General features: G+C 71.4%; 14 protein-coding genes. 6 read left to right on the top strand and 8 right to left on the bottom strand.

What is annotated here, in order from left to right; all coding sequences use genetic code 11:
- Both ACFZDJ_RS45085 and ACFZDJ_RS45080 read left to right on the top strand, forming a co-directional pair.
- Positions 1-379: IS3 family transposase (locus tag ACFZDJ_RS45085; protein ID WP_391068131.1), on the top strand; the 379-nt coding region annotated here is incomplete at its 5' end.
- 137 nt (positions 380-516) lie between these two features.
- Positions 517-1,413: a Gfo/Idh/MocA family oxidoreductase gene (locus ACFZDJ_RS45080; RefSeq protein ID WP_391068150.1), complete on the top strand. Its 897-nt coding sequence runs from the start codon at positions 517-519 to the stop codon at positions 1,411-1,413.
- Between the two features lie 46 nt (positions 1,414-1,459).
- Here the strand turns inward: ACFZDJ_RS45080 and ACFZDJ_RS45075 are convergent, their stop codons facing one another.
- The gene (locus tag ACFZDJ_RS45075) at positions 1,460-2,890 is read right to left on the bottom strand and encodes an MFS transporter (protein WP_391068128.1); all 1,431 of its coding nucleotides are present in this window, start codon (positions 2,888-2,890) and stop codon (positions 1,460-1,462) included.
- Between the two features lie 38 nt (positions 2,891-2,928).
- Positions 2,929-3,540 (bottom strand): LysE family transporter, encoded by a 612-nt coding sequence (locus tag ACFZDJ_RS45070; RefSeq protein WP_390933112.1) that lies wholly within the window; start codon positions 3,538-3,540, stop codon positions 2,929-2,931.
- A 66-nt stretch (positions 3,541-3,606) separates the two neighbouring features.
- Here ACFZDJ_RS45070 and ACFZDJ_RS45065 point away from each other — a divergent pair, with 66 nt between their 5' ends.
- Both ACFZDJ_RS45065 and ACFZDJ_RS45060 read left to right on the top strand, forming a co-directional pair.
- Positions 3,607-4,515 carry an ArgP/LysG family DNA-binding transcriptional regulator gene (locus tag ACFZDJ_RS45065; RefSeq protein WP_391068125.1) on the top strand — a complete coding sequence of 303 codons (909 nt, stop codon included), beginning with the start codon at positions 3,607-3,609 and terminating at the stop codon, positions 4,513-4,515.
- Between the two features lie 260 nt (positions 4,516-4,775).
- A complete protein-coding gene (locus tag ACFZDJ_RS45060) occupies positions 4,776-7,319 on the top strand; it encodes a SpoIIE family protein phosphatase (protein ID WP_391068122.1) in 2,544 nt (847 codons plus the stop codon).
- Positions 7,320-7,346: 27 nt separating this feature from the next.
- Here the strand turns inward: ACFZDJ_RS45060 and ACFZDJ_RS45055 are convergent, their stop codons facing one another.
- On the bottom strand, positions 7,347-8,333 hold the full coding sequence (locus ACFZDJ_RS45055; protein WP_391068119.1) for an aldo/keto reductase: 987 nt from the start codon (positions 8,331-8,333) through the stop codon (positions 7,347-7,349).
- Between the two features lie 66 nt (positions 8,334-8,399).
- Positions 8,400-9,068, bottom strand: coding sequence for an NUDIX domain-containing protein (locus ACFZDJ_RS45050; protein ID WP_391068115.1), 669 nt, complete (start codon positions 9,066-9,068; stop codon positions 8,400-8,402).
- A 107-nt stretch (positions 9,069-9,175) separates the two neighbouring features.
- On the opposite strand from ACFZDJ_RS45050, the gene ACFZDJ_RS45045 reads away from it, so the two are divergent.
- Positions 9,176-9,529 (top strand): hypothetical protein, encoded by a 354-nt coding sequence (locus ACFZDJ_RS45045; protein WP_168505469.1) that lies wholly within the window; start codon positions 9,176-9,178, stop codon positions 9,527-9,529.
- Positions 9,530-9,625: 96 nt separating this feature from the next.
- Here ACFZDJ_RS45045 and ACFZDJ_RS45040 read toward each other — a convergent pair whose 3' ends face one another.
- From ACFZDJ_RS45040 to ACFZDJ_RS45025, 4 genes are all read right to left on the bottom strand, one after another.
- Positions 9,626-11,509, bottom strand: coding sequence for a discoidin domain-containing protein (locus ACFZDJ_RS45040; RefSeq protein WP_390933117.1), 1,884 nt, complete (start codon positions 11,507-11,509; stop codon positions 9,626-9,628).
- A gap of 130 nt (positions 11,510-11,639) precedes the next feature.
- Positions 11,640-12,635 carry a substrate-binding domain-containing protein gene (locus tag ACFZDJ_RS45035; protein ID WP_391068112.1) on the bottom strand — a complete coding sequence of 332 codons (996 nt, stop codon included), beginning with the start codon at positions 12,633-12,635 and terminating at the stop codon, positions 11,640-11,642.
- A gap of 239 nt (positions 12,636-12,874) precedes the next feature.
- Positions 12,875-13,747 (bottom strand): universal stress protein, encoded by an 873-nt coding sequence (locus ACFZDJ_RS45030; RefSeq protein WP_391068110.1) that lies wholly within the window; start codon positions 13,745-13,747, stop codon positions 12,875-12,877.
- Between the two features lie 108 nt (positions 13,748-13,855).
- Positions 13,856-14,896, bottom strand: a complete 1,041-nt coding sequence (locus tag ACFZDJ_RS45025) for a substrate-binding domain-containing protein (protein ID WP_390933120.1) — start codon at positions 14,894-14,896, stop codon at positions 13,856-13,858.
- Between the two features lie 373 nt (positions 14,897-15,269).
- Here ACFZDJ_RS45025 and ACFZDJ_RS45020 point away from each other — a divergent pair, with 373 nt between their 5' ends.
- Positions 15,270-17,078, top strand: coding sequence for a coagulation factor 5/8 type domain-containing protein (locus ACFZDJ_RS45020; RefSeq protein WP_391068108.1), 1,809 nt, complete (start codon positions 15,270-15,272; stop codon positions 17,076-17,078).

Raw genomic sequence — 17,078 nt, 5'->3', positions numbered from 1 at the left:
GGCTGATCACATACGGGCCGAGCTCGTCACCGACGCGCTCAACGCGGCTGTCCGCACTCGCGGCGGCCAGGTGGGCGACGTCATTTTCCACAGCGATCACGGTGCTCAGAACGGGTCGAAGGCGTTCGCCGACGCCTACCACCGGGCTGGGATCCGCCGGTCGACGGGAGCGGTCGGCACCTCGGCGGAGTCGTTCTTCGCCTCGCTCAAGCGGGAGATCCTGCCCGACCGGCGCGGCTGGCCGACCGAACGAGTCGCCCGGCTCGCAGTCTTCCGCCGGCTCGGCTTCTACAACCACCGGCGCAGGCACTCCACGATCGGCTACCTCGCGCCGGTCGCCTTCGAACAGAGATCAACTACGCCGGCCATCGCTGCATGACAACCGGTGTCCACGATCAAGGTGGAAACCCCCGGCGCACCGCACCCCCTGGTGGAGAGTCCAGCCCGCGTGATGGAGTTTCCCCAGCCCACTCCGGGCGCCAGTAGCGCCAGTCGAAGGAGACCTCCGTGACCGCGATCGAGACCGATGCCGCGCTGCCGTGGCCTCATCCCCCGGTGAAGGTCGGGCTGGTCGGTGCCGGGCCCTGGGCGCGGGCCGTGCACGCGCGCGTGCTCGCCGCCGGGCCCGAGACACGGCTGACCGCGGTGTGGGCGCGGCGCGCCGAGGCGGCCCGGGAGACGGCCGAGCCCCACGGGGCCGCCGCGGTCTTACGTTTCGAGGAGCTGCTCGACGGCTGCGAGGCGGTCGCGTTCGCCGTTCCGCCCGCGGTACAGGCGGAACTCGCTCCGCTGGCCGCGAAGGCGGGCAAGGCACTGCTCCTGGAGAAGCCGCTCGGTGTGGATCTGGCGTCGGCGCGGCGCCTCGCCGACGCCGTCGACGAGGCCGGGGTCGTCTCCCAGCTCGTCCTGACCAACCGCTACCACCCGGCCACCCGGGAGTTCCTGAGCACAGCGCGGGAGCTGGAGATCACCGGGGCTCGTTCGTGTCTTCTGCACGGGGCGTTCCTGGGCGGCGAGTTCGCCACCACCTGGCGGCTCGAGCACGGGGCCCTGCTCGACCTGGGTCCCCACCTTCTGGATCTCCTGGACGCCGCCGTCGGACCGATCGTCCGGGTCCGCGGCACCGGTGACCCCCGCCGCTGGATCGAGCTGACCTGTGAGCACGCCAATGGTGTCGTCAGTCAGGCCTCACTGTCCGGATCGGTCCACGTCGAGCACGGCAACACGCGTATCGAACTCTTCGGTCCGCAGGCCCCGCTGGTGTACGACGCCGGCGAACTCGACCACGAGAAGACCTGGCCGGTGCTGCGCCGGGACTTCGCCACGGCCGTACGCACCGGGGTGTCCGGCGAGCTCGACGTCCATCGGGGACTTCACCTCCAGACGCTGATGGCGCAGGCTTCGGAGGGCTGACGCCCGGGCCGCAGCCGTCCGGGCGTTCCAGGCACAGCGGGGAAGGTCACGTGTAGCGCCGCAGTGCCGGCGCCGCGACGGCCAGGATCGCCATGGCGACGACGACCAGCAGTCCGCCGCCCGCGACGGCGGTGCGGGCGCCCAGGAGGGAGCCGGCCGTTCCGTGCAGGACGTCGGCCAGCCGCGGGCCGCCCGCGACCACCACGGTGAACACGCCCTGCATCCGGCCGCGCATCTCGTCCGTGGCGGCCGACAGCAGGATCGCGCCGCGGAAGACCATGGAGACCATGTCGGCGACCCCGGCGGCGGCGAGGAACGCCACGGCCACCCAGAGGCTGGTGCTCAGTCCGAAGCCGGTGATCGCCGCTCCCCAGGCCATCACCGCGGCGATCACCATGAGCCCGTGCCGACGGGCCCGGGAGAACGTGCCCGACATCAGTCCGCCGATCACCGCGCCGATCGGGATCGCCGCGAACAGCAGGCCGAGCGCGAGCCCTTCCCCGTAGGACGCGTAGGTCTCGGCGGCCAGCTGCGGGAACAGGGCCCGGGGCATGCCGAGGACCATGGCGATGATGTCGGCGAGGAAGGACAGCAGCAGCACCTTGTGCAGCGCGATGTAGCGGAAGCCGGCGGCGACTTCGCGCCAGCCCGCCCGTTTGGCCGCGGAGCCCGTCAGGGGCGGCAGTGCGGGCAGCCGCATCACCGCCCACACGGTGACGCACAGCGCCAGGGCGTCGATCAGATAGAGCTCGCCCAGGCCGATGACGGGGATCAGGGCACCCGCGAGCAGCGGTCCCGCCACCAGACCCGTCTGCATGACGGTCGAACCGAGCGCGTTCGCCGCGGGCAGTTCGTCCTCGGGGACGAGCCGGGCGATGGAGGCGTTGCGGGCCGGGGAGTTCAGACCGAAGAAGGCCTGCTGGAGGGCGAGCAGCGCCATCAGGACGAACACCGAATCGAGTCCGACGACGGCTTGTATCCAGAACAGCACCGAGGTCACGGCTATGCCGGTGTTGGTGATGAGGAGCAGCTTGCGCCGGTCCATGCTGTCGGCGACGGCACCGCCCCACAGCGCGAAGACCACGAGCGGCAGCAGTCCGGCCAGGCTCGCGTAGCCGACCCAGGCCGAGGAGCCGGTGATGTCGTAGATCTGCTTGGGCACGGCGACGGCGGTGAGCTGGCTGCCCACCGCCGTGACGATGGTGGAGGACCAGAGCCTGCGGTACGCGGGGCGGCGCAGCGGGCGGGTGTCCATCGCCCAGCGGCGCCAGCCGATGCGCTCCGGCCGGGCCGCTCCCGCCGGCCCGTCGTGTTCGGCGGATTCGGCGGATTCGGCGGACTCGGCCACCGAACCGCTCCCGGCCCCGCCGTCGATCCCGCCGTCCGTCCCGCCGTCGATCCCGCTGCCCGTCCGGCCGTCCGCCCCGTCCGTACTGCTCTTGCTCGTGTCCACGACCGTCCTGGCTGCTCGATACATCTTTCCCGTTGTCAGGGTTCACTATCGCGTACGCCGTCTCAGGCGTCGGCGATCAGCAGGGTGCCCATGGTGATCATCGTCGCGGCGACCACACCGTCCAGGACGCGCCACGACGACGGCCGGGCGAGGAAGCGGCCGAGCAGCCGGGCGCCGAAGCCGAGCGCGGCGAACCAGCACAGGCTGGCCAGGGCGGCCCCGAGCCCGAAGGTCCAGCGCAGCGAGCCGCGGTCGGCCGCGAGGGAGCCGAGCAGGAACACGGTGTCGAGATAGACGTGCGGGTTGAGCCAGGTCATCGCCAGACAGGCGAGGACGATCTGCCGCCGCGAGCCAGCCGCTCCGGCCGCCGCCTCCAGCGCCGAGGGCCGCAGCACCCGCCGCGCGGCCAGGATTCCGTAGCAGAGGAGGAATCCGCCGCCGATCAGTCCGACCGCCGTGAGCGCCTCGGGCCGGGCCACGACCACCGCGCCGACCCCGGCGACCCCCAGCGCGATGAGCAGTGCGTCGGACACCGCGCAGATGCCCACCACCGCCAGGACCGCTTCGCGGCGGATGCCCTGGCGCAGTACGAAGGCGTTCTGGGCGCCGATGGCGACGATGAGGGTGAGGCCGGTGCCGAACCCGGCGGCCGCGGCGGTCAGGGCGTTGTTCATGCCAGAGACGCTAGGAACACGACCGTCAAGAGTACAGCTAAAGATTCTTACGTATCATTAGCGGCCGTGATGACTGATCTCCCCCTCGACCAGGTACGCACCTTGCTCACGGTGGTCGACGAGGGAACCTTCGACGCTGCGGCCGCCGCCCTGCATGTGACGCCCTCGGCGGTCAGCCAGCGAGTCAAGGCGCTCGAACAGCGCACCGGCCGGGTCCTGCTGATGCGGACGAAGCCGGTGCGTCCGACCGAGTCCGGCGAGGTCGTCGTACGGTTCGCGCGCCGGCTGGCCCGGCTGGAGCGCGACGCCCGTACCGAGCTCGGCATGAGCGAGGCCGGAGAGCCGACGCGGCTGTCGATCGCGGTGAACGCCGACTCGCTGGCGACCTGGTTCCTGCCCGCGCTCACCCGCGTACCGCGCGAGCTGCGGCTCTGTTTCGAACTGCGCCGCGAGGACGAGGACCACACGGCCGCCCTGCTGCGCGAGGGGGCGGTGATGGCGGCGGTGACCTCGTGGCCGGACCCGGTGGCGGGCTGTTCCGTGCGCGCCCTGGGCCGGATGCGGTACCTCGCGGTGGCCGGCCCGGACTTCGCCGGGCGGTGGCTCGGCGCGGGGACGGGCGCGGGGGTGGCCGAGCTGATCTCTGACGCTCCGGTGGTGGCCTTCGACCGGAACGACGATCTCCAGGACGAGTTCGTCCGGGGCCTTGGGGGCGGTTCCGGAGCAAGCGTGCTGCGGCACTTCATGCCCACCTCGGAGGGGTTCGTGGACGCCGTCGTCGCCGGACTGGGCTGGGGCATGGTGCCCGAGGTGCAGGCCGAGCCGCTGCTGCGGGCCGGGCGGCTGGTCCGCCTCGCGCCGGAGGGGATCGTCGACGTACCGCTGTTCTGGCAGCAGTGGAAACTCGACTTCCCGGCCCTCGCCGCAGTGGCCGAGGCCGTGGCGGCCGTCGCCGGGGAGACCTTGAGACATTGAGTCCCGAAATCGCCGGGATTCGGTGATGCCGGGACCCGATGGTTCCCTGAAGCACCATCTGCGCGGGGCGCCTGGACGGGGCGCGGGCGCGGTATCTTCGCGCTGGGCGAAGCTGAGTACGGCCGCACACGGCCGGATGCGGCCAAGTGCAACTCCGAGCGACGACCATCGCGGCTGAGGCGTCGAGGTGCGGGTGGGTACCCGTAAGGCGCATTCTTGCTGTGGAATCCCCTTGACGGCGGGCGGACGAGGGCAGACCGATGACTGGGAGCGCCGAGCGTGAGGACCAGGCGCTGGATAGCCTGGCCGCCCTGCTCAGCGGGTCCGTTGCGGACGCGATCCGGGCGGCCCGCGGCTTCGCGGGGGGCGTGTACCTGCGCTCCAGCTCCCCCGAACTGCTGCGGCTGGCCGTGCTGGCCGGGTTGCCGGGACAGTTGTTCCGCCCCTGGTGGCGCATGCCCCTGGACCGGCCGTTCCCGGCCGCCGACTCCCATCGGACGGGCGCGGAGGTGCTGCTCGCCGATGCCACGGAGACGATGCGCCGCTATCCGCAGCTCGCGGCGGGGCTGCCGTTCCAGTTCGGTTCGCTGTATGTCCCCGTCGTGAGCGCCTCCTCGTCCTTCGGGGTCCTGACGGTGCTGCGTCCCGCGGCCTCGGACGCCACCGACGTACTGCCGGACCGTGACCGGATGACGGCGGTGGCGGAGAACCTGGGGACGGCTCTGTCGGTCCTGGAGAAGGACGGTGCCGAGGTCGTCTGGGACCGGGAGCCGATATGCGTACGGCCGCCCTCCGAGCGTCTGCCACCTCGCTATGTCGGCAGGTTCACCTGGGAGCCGGCCACAGGCGAGGTCACCGGGGACGACGCGCTGTGGGCCCTGCTCGGCACCGATGCCAGGGCCTTTCCCGGGACGCCGCAGGCGCTCACCCACACGCTGGCCCTCGACGATCCGCATGTGCTGCTGTCCGCGCTGCACGAGACCGCGGCGGGGCGCCCCCCGGCCCACCCGCTGCCCGTGCACACGGTGAACGGCGGGCTGCGGCTGCTGGAGTTGTGGACCTCGGGCAACGCGCTCGTGCCGCCGTACGCGGTCGGCGGCGCGGTCGTCGATCCGGGCCCGGGCCCGGCGGCGGACGGCGCCGCGGACCTGCTCCCCGAGGGCGTGTTCGCACTGGACCGGCTCGGGCTGATCACCTACGTCAATCCACGCGCCGCCGAGCTCCTCGGTCGGCCGCGGCCGGAACTGCTGGGGCGACCGCTGTGGCAGGCCGTGCCCTGGCTGGACCAGCCGTCCTACGCGGATCATCTGCGCGGCGCGCTGCTGTCACCGGAGCCGGTGCACTTCCAGGTCGCCCGCCCGAGCGGTGGCCGCCGGACACCCGCGCCGGCCCCCGACGACGCCTGGCTGACGATGTCCGTGTATCCCGGCCCCGGCAGTCTGACCTGCAAACTGATCCCCATGGGGCAGGTCGCGGACACCACGGAGGCCCCCGAGGCCGCACCGCTCCACGGTCGGCCGACGGCGCACGGGTCCGGCATCGCCGAGCCCGCGACCGCTATCACCACGACGGCGCTGTACCAGCCCATCGTCCTGGCCATAGCCCTGACCGAGGCCGTGACGGCCCGGCAGGTGTCCGAGACCGTGATGCGGGAACTGCTGCCCGCGTTCGGCGGACGGCGCCTGGCCATCTACCTGTTGCAGGACCGGCGCCTGTACCTGGCCTGGGAGACCGGCTTCCCGCAGGGGTTCCTCGCGCCCTTCGACGGGGTGGGGCTGGACGCCAAACTCCCCGGGGTGGAGACGCTCACCACCGGCCGCCCGCTGTTCTTCGAGTCGATGCCCCAACTGGCCGCCGCCTACCCCGGCATCCCACTGGACGCCAAGGAGGGTGCCCGGGCCTTCCTGCCGCTGATCGCCTCGGGGCGGCCGGTCGGTTCCTGCATCCTCGGCTTCGACCGTCCACGCGGCTTCAGCACGGAGGAACGTTCCGTGCTGACGGCGCTCACCGGACTCATCGCGCAGGCCCTGGAGAGGGCGCGGCGCTACGACTCCGAGGCCGCCCTCGCCCGTGGCCTCCAGGAGGCACTGCTCCCGCACCGGCTGTCGGCGCACCCGCAGGTGGAGACGGCCGGGCGCTATCTGTCCGGCACCAAGGGGATGGACGTGGGCGGCGACTGGTACGACGTCGTGGAGGCCGGTGACGGGCTGGCCCTGGTCATCGGCGACGTCCAGGGCCATGGCGTCCAGGCGGCGGCCACCATGGGCCAACTTCGAAGCGCGGTACGGGCGTTCGCGCTCAGCGACCACCCTCCGGACGAGGTGATGAGCCATACCAACCGGCTGCTCATCGACCTCGACCCGGGCCAGTTCGCCAGTTGCTGCTACGTCAGGCTGGACCCGGTGACCGGAGTCGCCCGGGCCGCCCGCGCAGGTCACCCGCAGCCCATGCTGCGCCACCCCGACGGCCGCACCGAGCTCCTCGACCTGCCCGGTGGCGTGGTGCTCGGCGTGGCCCCGCGGGCCCGCTACCCGGTGACGGACCTGCTGCTGGAACCCGACGCCGTGCTGGCCCTCTACACGGACGGTCTGGTCGAGCGGCCCGGGGCCGACATCGACGACGGGATCGAGAAGCTCCGCGCGACGCTGTCCCGCGCGGGCACCCCGCACGCCCGGCCCGGCGCCTCCTCCCTGTCGGGCACCGCGGACCTGCTGACCGAGGAGGCCCGGCAGGCCACCGAGCGCCCCGACGACATCGCGCTGCTGCTCACCACCCGCCGCTCCACGCGCGAGGGCCCCCGCTGACGCGACGGCCCTCGCCCGCGACGCCCCTCAGTGGGCCGCGTCCAGGCGTCCCCGCTGCTCCGGCGACAGCTCAAGGTCCACGGCCGCCAGGTTCTCCTCCAACTGCGCCACGGACGACATCCCGACCAGCGGGATCACCGGCAGCCCGCCGCCCAGTTGCCAGGCGAGCACCACCTGGTTCGGGCTCGCTCCCGTCTCCCGTGCCACCGTCCGCAGCGCGGCGAGCCGGGGCGGGGTGCCCGGGTGGTCGTAGTCCGCGGGCAGCGGCTTGTCCTCCCGTACGTAGGCGCCGCGCAGCAGCGGGGAGTAGGCGACCAGGGTCAGGGCGGGCTCGGCGCGCAGATAGCCGCGGAGTTCGGCGGTCGCGCCGCCGAGGCTCCCGTCGGGGAAGAGTGCGTCGGGTATGTCGGTGCGGGGCCGCAGCAGACTGTGCTGGTACTGGAGGACCTCGTAGCCGGGCAGTCCGGCCGCCGCGGCGACGGCACGGGCCCGCTCCACCCGCCAGATGGCGTGGTTGCTCGCCCCGAGCAGCCCGACGGTCCCCTCCGCCACGAGCTCCCCGAACCCCTCCATGGTTTCCCGTGGGTCGACCGTGGCGTCCTCGATGTGGGCGTACAGCAGGTCGATCCGGTCCAGGCCGAGGCGTTCGCGGCTGCGTTCGGCCGCCTCGCGTACGACCTTCGCCGACAGTCCTTCCGGGTTGTCGGTGTATCCGGTGCCGGGGGCCAGCGGCCGGGCGCCGAGCTTGGTCGCGAAGACGATCTCGTCGCCGATGCCCCGGCTGCGCCGCCACCGTCCGAGCAGTTCCTCGCTCTGGCCGCCCTGGCTGCCGTCGGTCCAGAAGGCGTAGTTGTCGGACGTGTCGACGAAGTTCCCGCCCGCTTCGACATAGCGGTCCAGTACGGCGAAGGAGGTCTTCTCGTCCGTCACCGAGCCGAACAGCATCGCGCCGAGCGCGAGCACGCTCACCTCACGGCGGGTCTTCGGATCGGTACCGATGGTCCGGTACTTCATGGTGGTCCCTCCTCTTCGGGCCCGACCGTCCGGGCCCGAAGAGGAGTCTGGAACTTGAAGAGCACTTCAACACAAGGCCTTGAACGGTCCTTCCAGAGCCGCCCACTGCAACAGCATGATCGTCTTGGCGTCGGCGATCTCCCCGGAGCGGATCATGGCCAGTGCGGTACGGAAGGACAGCTCGACGATCTCGATGTCCTCGCCCTCCTCGTCGAGGCCGCCGCCTTCGTGGGTGCGGGTGGACGGGCCGTAGGTGGCGGCGTAGAAGCTGACCCGCTCGGTGACCGAGCCCGGGCTCATGTAGACGTCGAAGACGTGCTGGACCTCGCCGACGGTGTGCCCGGTCTCCTCGATGACCTCGCGCCGTACGGCGACTTCGGGATGCTCGTCGTCCTCGTCGAGCAGGCCGCCCGGGGTCTCGACCAGCATGCCGTCGGGGTGGCCGTTGGTGTACACGGGGTAGCGGAACTGCCTGGTCAGCAGCACGGTTTCGCGCTCGGCGTCGTACAGCAGGAGGGTGGCTCCGTTGCCGCGGTCGTGCGTCTCGCGTTCCTGGGTGCTCCAGGTGCCGTCGGCGTGCTGGAAGTCGAAGGTGGTGGTGCGCTCCACGTACCAGTGGCTGGACAGGAGGGTCACTTCGCGGACCTTGACCCGCGGGTTGCCGGTCAGACCGCGGCCGACGCGGTCGAGTCCGGTACGGCCCCGGCGGTCAGGGGTGTCGATGCCTGCGGTCATCGTGTGCGGGCCGGGCGGGGGCGGGAGAAGTGGTTCATGACCACTGTCTACCATCCCGGCCCGAACATCGAGGCCACAGCGGGGCTTCGCCCGTCTAGGCTCACGGCATGGAACAGACGGAGATCATCCTGCGCGCCATCGGCGTGCTCACCGAGACCAACGCGATGGTGCGCAGGATCGCCCAGGACGAGAACGCCGAGGTCGAGCCGACCGAGACCCAACTGGGCGCGCTCGTCACGGAGGTGTTCCCCAGGGTGGAGGTGCCTGGGGACGCCGGTCCCGCGGAAGCCGGGCAGGCCGTCGCGGACGCCTACCTCCCCGCCACCATCTCTCTCGTGGGCGCCTTCGCGTTCCTCTTCTCCGAACTCGCCGATCTCCACGACTCCGGACGCACCGACGTCAAGACGGCCGACCTGCTCCAGAACCTCGCCCTGCGCATGTCGAGGGCCGACAACACATAGGAGGACTCCTGCACGGCCGTCCCGATCCCGGGAGTGAGGCCGGCGCGGGGATTTCCGGGCCCAGGCGTTCCTCGGTGCCTGACGCCTGGGCGCCGTTCACCCCTTCTGTTCCACGCGCACCCAGTCGACCTCGGCCCGCACTCCCCCGGCCGCGACCCGGTCGACGCTGGACTGCGGCAGCCCCCAGTACGGAGTGGTGACCTTGTTCCACCCCGCGGGGTAGGCGCCGCCCAGGGCGAGATTGAGGATGACGTACTGGTTGTGGTCGAAGACCCATTGGCCGCGGGTCGATTCCAGCTTGTTGCGCGTCGTCTCCTGGACCAGGGCGTCGTCGACGTAGAAGCGCATGGCTGTCGGTGTCCACTCCACGGCGTAGGTGTGCCACTGGTCTGCACGGCCTCCGGCGGGGTAGGTCTGGCGGGCACCGATGTTGCCGTCGGCCGAGTAGCCGGGGCCGTGCAGGGCCGTGCTGGTCCAGTCCCCGTAGCCGATGTTCTCCATGATGTCCGTCTCGCCGGATGCCGGCCACGAGACGGACGGGTCGTCGACGTTGCTGCCCAGCAGCCAGAAGGCGGGCCAGTAGCCGTCCCCGACCGGCAGCTTCATCCGGGCGCTGACCCGGCCGTAGGTGAAGTCGAACTTGGTGTTGGTGTCGATCCGCCCGGAGGTGAAGTCGTAGGTCCCGCCGCCTGCCTGGGTGCAGCCCTTGCAGTACTTGGCCTTCAGAAGAAGGCTCCCGTTCTCGGTGCTGATGTTGTCGGTGGAGTCGACGTACGCCTGAGACTCCCCGTTGACCGGGCCCATCTCCTGTCCGGTTCTGACGACGCGCCACTTGGAGCGGTCGAGACTCGCGCCCGTGAAGTCGTCGAAGAACGTCGTCCGGTACGTGCCCGGCTGTTCCCCGGGCAGTGCGGGATACGCGGCGGCGGCGCTGCCTCCCGTGCCCCAGACCTGGAACTCGTAGAGGGAGTAGCCGAACTGGGCCGTCGCGGGTGCGGGGTTGTAGAAGGACCGGCGTTCCTTGCCGAGCATCCGCACATAGCGGCCGGTCGCGGGCTGCGGGAGGGTGACGGTGTCGTGGCGCCCCACCGCGTCCGCGGGGGACTTCACGTCGGCGCGGCGGGCGGCGACCTCGGCGGCGGACGGCTGGTAGACGGTGCGCCAGGTTCTGTTGTCGTCCGAGACCTGGAGTTGGTAGTCGACCGCGTAGGCCGCCTCCCAGTACAGGTCGACGGTGTTGATGGTCGAGGTCGCGCCCAGGTCGACGGAGATCCAGCGGTCGGCGTTCCAGTCACTGGACCAGCGGGTCGAGTCGCCCTTGAGGTCGGCCGGCCAGCCTCCGTCGGTCACGAAGGCGGGTGAATTGCCCGCGTGCTGGTAGAGGTTGGAGTAGGCCGGGTGGTTCAGCGCGAGGTTGGTGCGGGTGGTCGAGGCCGGGGCCGGTTCGCCGCCGTAGACCTTGAAGGCGTAGAGCGAGTAGCCGTACGTGGTGGCCCGCTCGACGCCGCGCAGCCGTATGTAGCGGCCGGTGACCTCCTGCGGGTAGGTGTGGGCGGTGACCGAGCCTCCGGAGCCGCTGGTCTCGGTGAAGAACGGTGTCCAGTCGGTGCCGTTCCTGGACGCCTCGAGGACGTATCGCTTGCCGTAGGCGGCCTCCCAGTCCAGGACGACCCGGTCGATGCGCAGGGTGGCGCCCAGGTCGATACGGATCCAGGCGTCGTCCGCGAACTGGCTCGACCAGCGGGTCGAGGCGTCGCCGTCGAAGGCGAGGCCCGGCGTGGTGCCGGGGTTCTCGCTGCCCGAGGCGGTCACGGCGCCGGGGTTCGCGGCGTAGGCGGCCGCGGCCCGGTCGGTGTCCCAGGTGGCGTCGGCGGCCGCTGCGACGGGCTCGGGCGCCGGGACGGCGAAGGCCGGTGCCGGCGAGAGCAGTGACAGGGTGGCGAGGGCGATCATCAGCGTGCGGTGGGTACGGGATGGCATGCGGCTCTCCTGAGGGAGGTTGGGGGTGCCGGTTCCGTGCTGATGTGCGGGTGGTCACGCGGTGACGTCGAGGTGCTCCGACGCCCGTCGAGCGCCGTTTCCTGAAGCGATCTGGTGCCGAAGGCAGGCTCTAGAGCACCGGCGTCGACCGGCGCGCGATCACGTGCGTGGGCAGGACGACGGGGGTGGTCGGCTGCTCCTGGCCGGCGAGGCGGGCCAGGAGCAGGCGGGCGGCCGTCTCCCCCATCTCCCGCATGGGTTGGCGGACGGTGCTCAGTGAGGGCTCGGTGTGGCGGGCCACCGGGATGTCGTCGAAGCCGATCACCGCGATCTCCTCGGGCACCCGGATCCCGGCGTCCCGCAGGGCGCCCAGAGCGCCCACCGCGGCGAGGTCGTTGTGCGCGAAGACCGCGTCGAACTCCCACCCCTCGGCGAGCAGCCGACGCACGGTCGCACGCCCGTCGGTCTCGGTGAAGTCGCCCTCGACGACGAGTTCGAGCCCCACTCCGTGCTCGGCGCAGGCGGCTCGGAACCCTGCGAGCCGGTCGCGTACACAGCCGAACCGCGCCGGCCCTGTGAGGACCAGCGGCCTGCGCCGGCCCCCTGCCAGCAGGTGACGGGCGGCCGCCGCTCCGCCCTCGGTGTTGGCGGCCGTGACGGACGGGAACTCCGGGTGGTGTCCCCGGTCGTCGACGAGGACGACGGGCAGGCCGTCGCGGTGCAGCGCCGTCAACATCTCGAGGGTGTTCTCCGGCTCCACCACGAGCAGCCCGTCGAACGCGCGCGCCGACACCTGGCTGGTGAAGCGGGCGACGGACTCGGCGCCTCGGTTGCAGGTGAACAGCAGCAGCCCGAAGTCGGCGGCCTCCACCGTGTCGACGACGCCCTGCAGCACCTCGCCCATCCACGGCCAGGTCAGTGAGGGCACCAGCATGCCCACCGTCCGGCTGCTGCCGCGGGCCAGTCCGACAGCACCTGAACTGGGTACATAGCCCATGCGGTCGATGACCTCGCGGACGCGGGCGGCAGTCGACGCGTCGACCTCACCACGGGTGTTCAGCACCCGCGACACGGTCGTCTTGCTCACGCCGGCCGCCTGGGCCACATCGGCGATGGTCACGGCCACAACTGCCTCCCGGCACACGGGGATCGCGGCTTCACGCGCCGTCGGCGGAACCGGTACCGGAAGCGGTACCGGAACCGGTTCCGGCGCTGGGCGGCGAGTCAACCGGACTGTCATGGTGCCGTCAATACTTCACGCCGAGATTGCCCGGGTCGGTCCTCGACCCCGACCTTGTCTTCGGGACTTGAACGCACCAGGAGGCCCCGCCCGTGCCGGCGCGGGGTCAGCCCGTTACCCCCGCCTCAGGAGTGCGGAACCACCGCCACCGGGCAGGGCGCGTGGTGCATCACCGCATGGGCCACCGAACCGATCCGTGCCCCCACCGCCGAGTGGTGTGCGCGGCGACCGACGACCATCAGCTGGGCCCGGTCGGCCAGCGAGAGCAGTACCTGCCCGGCGCTGCCCATCTCGACGTGCTGTGTGACGGGCACGTCGGGGAAGCGCTCCCGCCACGGCTGGAGCGCCTCGGCAAGCGCCTTCTTCTCGTACGGTTCCAGGCCCCCGGCCTCGTCCAGCAGCTTCAGCGAGCCGGGACTGTAGGCGAACACCGGCGGCAGGCTCCACGCCCGTACGGCGCGCACCCCGGCACCGCGCGCCGCCGCGGTCTCGAACGCGAACCGAAGTCCGGCCGCGCTGTCGTCCGGACCGCCCTGCTGGCCCACGACGATCTCCCGGCCGCCCGCTTCGGACGCGGCGCGGTCACCGGCGCGCACCAGGACGACCGGGCACGGGGCCTCGGCGATCACCTGCTGGCCGACGGAACCGAGCAGGAAGCCGACGATCGTGCCGTGACCGCGGGATCCGAGGACCAGGGTCCTGGCCGCCGCGGCCTCGGCCAGCAGCGAGTCGACGGCACCGCCGTCCAGGACCTCGGTCGCCACCGGCAGGTCCGTGTGCCGGTCGGTGACGGTGCGGGCCGCGTCCTCGACCATGTCCCGTGCCCAGCGCGCCTGCTCGTCCCGGTCTGCGCCGCCGAGCAGTTCGTGGTGGGACCACTGCCAGGCGTACACCACGCGCAGGGGCATCCCGCGGCGGACGGCTTCCCTGCCCGCCCAGGCCAGCGCGGCCCGGCTCTCGGGGGATCCGTCCACGCCCACGGTGATCCTGTCGGTCATGCGCCTGCCTCTCCGTCGCCGGCTCGCCCGCGCTGCCGGTCCCTCGATCCTGCTGACCGGTCCAGTGTCGGTCACCGCCACCACCCCGTCGCGCAGGGCACGGGGCGCCTACGCCGACTCGCGCACCACGAGTTCCGGATCGAAGATCACCGAGGTGGGCTCGGTGCGCGTGCCCCGGAGGTGCTCGTCGAGGAGTCGGGCCATCACCGAGGCCATCTCCTCGACGGGCTGGCGCACGGTGGTCAGCGGCGGACGGCAGGCCGTCGCCGCGCTGGAGTCGTCGAAGCCGATGACGGCGACGTCGTCCGGCACCCGTCTGCCCCGATCCCGCAGGACCTGGCACACCCCCTGGGCCATCAGGTCGTTGGCCGCGAACACCCCGTCCACGTCGGGGTGTTCGGCCAGCAGTCCGGACATCGCGGCCATGCCGCTGTCGAGCGTGAAACCGCCCTCGGCGACGGGAACGTACGGATGTCCTCTGCGCGCCATCGTGTCGCGGAACCCGGCGAGCCGGTCCTGGCTGGCGTAGACGCCCAGGGGCCCCGTGACGGTGACGATCCGTCGGCAGCCCCGGTCCAGCAGATGGTGGGCGGCCATGCGGGCGCCGTCCCGGTGGGCCAGGTCGACATAGCTGAGCGGCACCGGGCGCGACGGCCGGGCGAAGAGCACCGCGGGCAGGCCCGCGTCGGCGAGCAGCGCCGGCAGCGGGTCGTCGGCGTGGGTGGAGACGACGAGCGCGCCGTCCGCGCTGCGCTGCCGCAGATCGTTCAGCGCCTGCTGTCGCGTCTGCGCGGAGTCGGCGAACATCAGCAGCGGATGCATCGACCGGGGACGCAGGTAGTCGACCACGCCGGTGACGACCCGGCCGAAGAACGGGTCCGCCAACACCCGTGCAGTGAAGGCGTTCCGCTCCTCACCCGACACGTCGCCCGCGCCGGAGACGATGAGCGCGACCGTCTCGGTCCGCCGTGTCACCAGTGACCTGGCGGCCCGGTTGGGAGCGTATCCGGTCCGTTCGACGGCCTGGCGGACCGCGTCCTGAAGGGCGGGATCGACGCTCTGGACGCCGTTGACGACGCGGGAGACGGTGGCGCGCGACACACCGGCCTCCCGCGCTACGTCCTCAAGCGTGGGGGCCCGTCTGCTCATCTCCGCAGCGTATCGGCCCGGCGCCGCGAGGGCATAGAGCGCTCTCCCACATCACGGCTTCCCGTGGGCACCGAGCCACGTCGGAGATCATCACTCCGCTCCCCGGGTGCGTCAGGAACGGAACCAGGGACACCCCCACCCTCGTAAGCGCACCTCTTGAACACAATCGCCCACGACCCAGCGACCTCGACGGAGCCCAGATGTCATCGAACTACCGCAAAATATCCGCCTGTTGGTGTTTCATCGGGCAACAATTCACGGCACTTGTGTGACAACTCTTGACGCTGTGTTCACGCGGATGAAGCATGCATCGGCAAGAGAGCGCTCCCAGCACCTCCCACCGTTCACTTTCTGAACCAGGAGAGTTGCCCCCATGCCTCACCTCCCCATGGATTCCCCGGACTCCGTCCGGTCCCTTCCCGCCAGACGGTCCGTCCTCGGAGCGATGGCCGCCACCGCGGCAGCGCCCGCGCTGCTCGGTCTGTCCTCGCCGGCGTCCGCCGCGCCCGCGACGCCCGCCGCGAAGCCGCGAGCCCTGCCCGGCGGCGGCGATCTCGGCCCGAACGTCATCGTGTTCGACCCCTCGACCTCCGGCATCCAGGCCAAACTGGACGAGGTGTTCCGACAGCAGGAGTCGGCCCAGTTCGGCACGGGCCGCTATGCGCTGCTGTTCAAGCCGGGCACCTACAACGGTCTCAACGCCCAACTCGGCTTCTACACCTCGATCGCTGGCCTCGGCCTGTCCCCCGACGACACGGCGATCAACGGCGATGTGACCGTCGACGCGGGCTGGTTCAACGGCAACGCCACCCAGAACTTCTGGCGTTCGGCGGAGAATCTCGCCCTCACCCCGGTCAGCGGCACAAACCGATGGGCGGTCGCCCAGGCCGCGCCCTTCCGGCGGATGCACGTCAAGGGCGGTCTCAACCTCGCCCCCACCGGCTACGGCTGGGCCAGCGGCGGCTACATCGCCGACAGCCGCATCGACGGCTCGGTCGGACCGTACTCGCAGCAGCAGTGGTACACCCGCGACAGTTCGGTGGGCGGCTGGGTCAACGCCGTCTGGAACATGGTCTTCTCCGGTGTTCAGGGCGCACCCGCGCAGTCCTTCCCGAACCCGCCGTACACCACCCTCGACACCACGCCGGTGTCCCGGGAGAAGCCGTTCCTGTACCTCAACGGCAGCGAGTACCGCGTCTTCCTGCCGGAGCGGCGAACCAACGCCCGCGGCACCACCTGGGGCAGCGGCACCCCTCGCGGCACGTCACTGCCACTCACCCAGTTCTACGTGGCCAAGCCCGGTGTCACCGCCGCCACCCTGAACGCCGCGCTCACTCAGGGCCTCCACCTGCTGCTCACTCCGGGGATCTACCACCTCGACCAGCCGATCCAGGTCAACCGCGCGGGCACCGTGGTCCTCGGACTCGGTTACGCCACCCTGATCCCGGACAACGGCGTCACCGCGCTCAGGACCGCCGATGTCGACGGTGTGCGGCTCGCGGGATTCCTCATCGACGCCGGTCCCGTGAACTCGTCGACGCTGTTGGAGGTGGGCCCCACCGGGGCTTCCGCGAACCACTCCGCCAACCCGACCACCGTCCAGGACGTCTTCATCCGGATCGGCGGCGCGGGCGCCGGCAAGGCCACCACCAGCATGGTGATCAACAGCCGCGGCACGATCATCGACCACACCTGGGTCTGGCGCGCCGACCACGGCACCGGCGTCGGCTGGGAGACCAACCGGGCCGACTACGGCATCCGCGTCAACGGCGACGACGTCCTGGCCACCGGTCTGTTCGTCGAGCACTTCAACAAGTACGACGTCCAGTGGTACGGCCAGCGCGGGCGCACCATCTTCTTCCAGAACGAGAAGGCGTACGACGCGCCGAACCAGGCCGCCATCCAGAACGGAAACGTCAAGGGGTACGCGGCCTACAAGGTCGCCGACTCCGTGACCACGCACGAGGGATGGGGCCTGGGCAGCTACTGCTACTACAACGTCGACCCGACGATCGTCCAGCACAACGGCTTCGCCGCGCCGAACACACCGGGCGTGAAGTTCCACGACCTGCTGGTCGTCTCGCTGGGCGGCCAGGGTCAGTACGAGCACGTCGTCAACGAGACCGGCGCCCCCACGTCGGGCACCTCGACGGTGCCGTCCACCGTGGTCTCGTACCCCTGA

Source organism: Streptomyces sp. NPDC007896, from assembly GCF_042959425.1.
Classification (GTDB): Bacteria; Actinomycetota; Actinomycetes; order Streptomycetales; family Streptomycetaceae; genus Streptomyces.
Note: the sequence above shows the minus strand (reverse complement) of the source record. Positions and strands in the feature narration are given on the sequence as shown.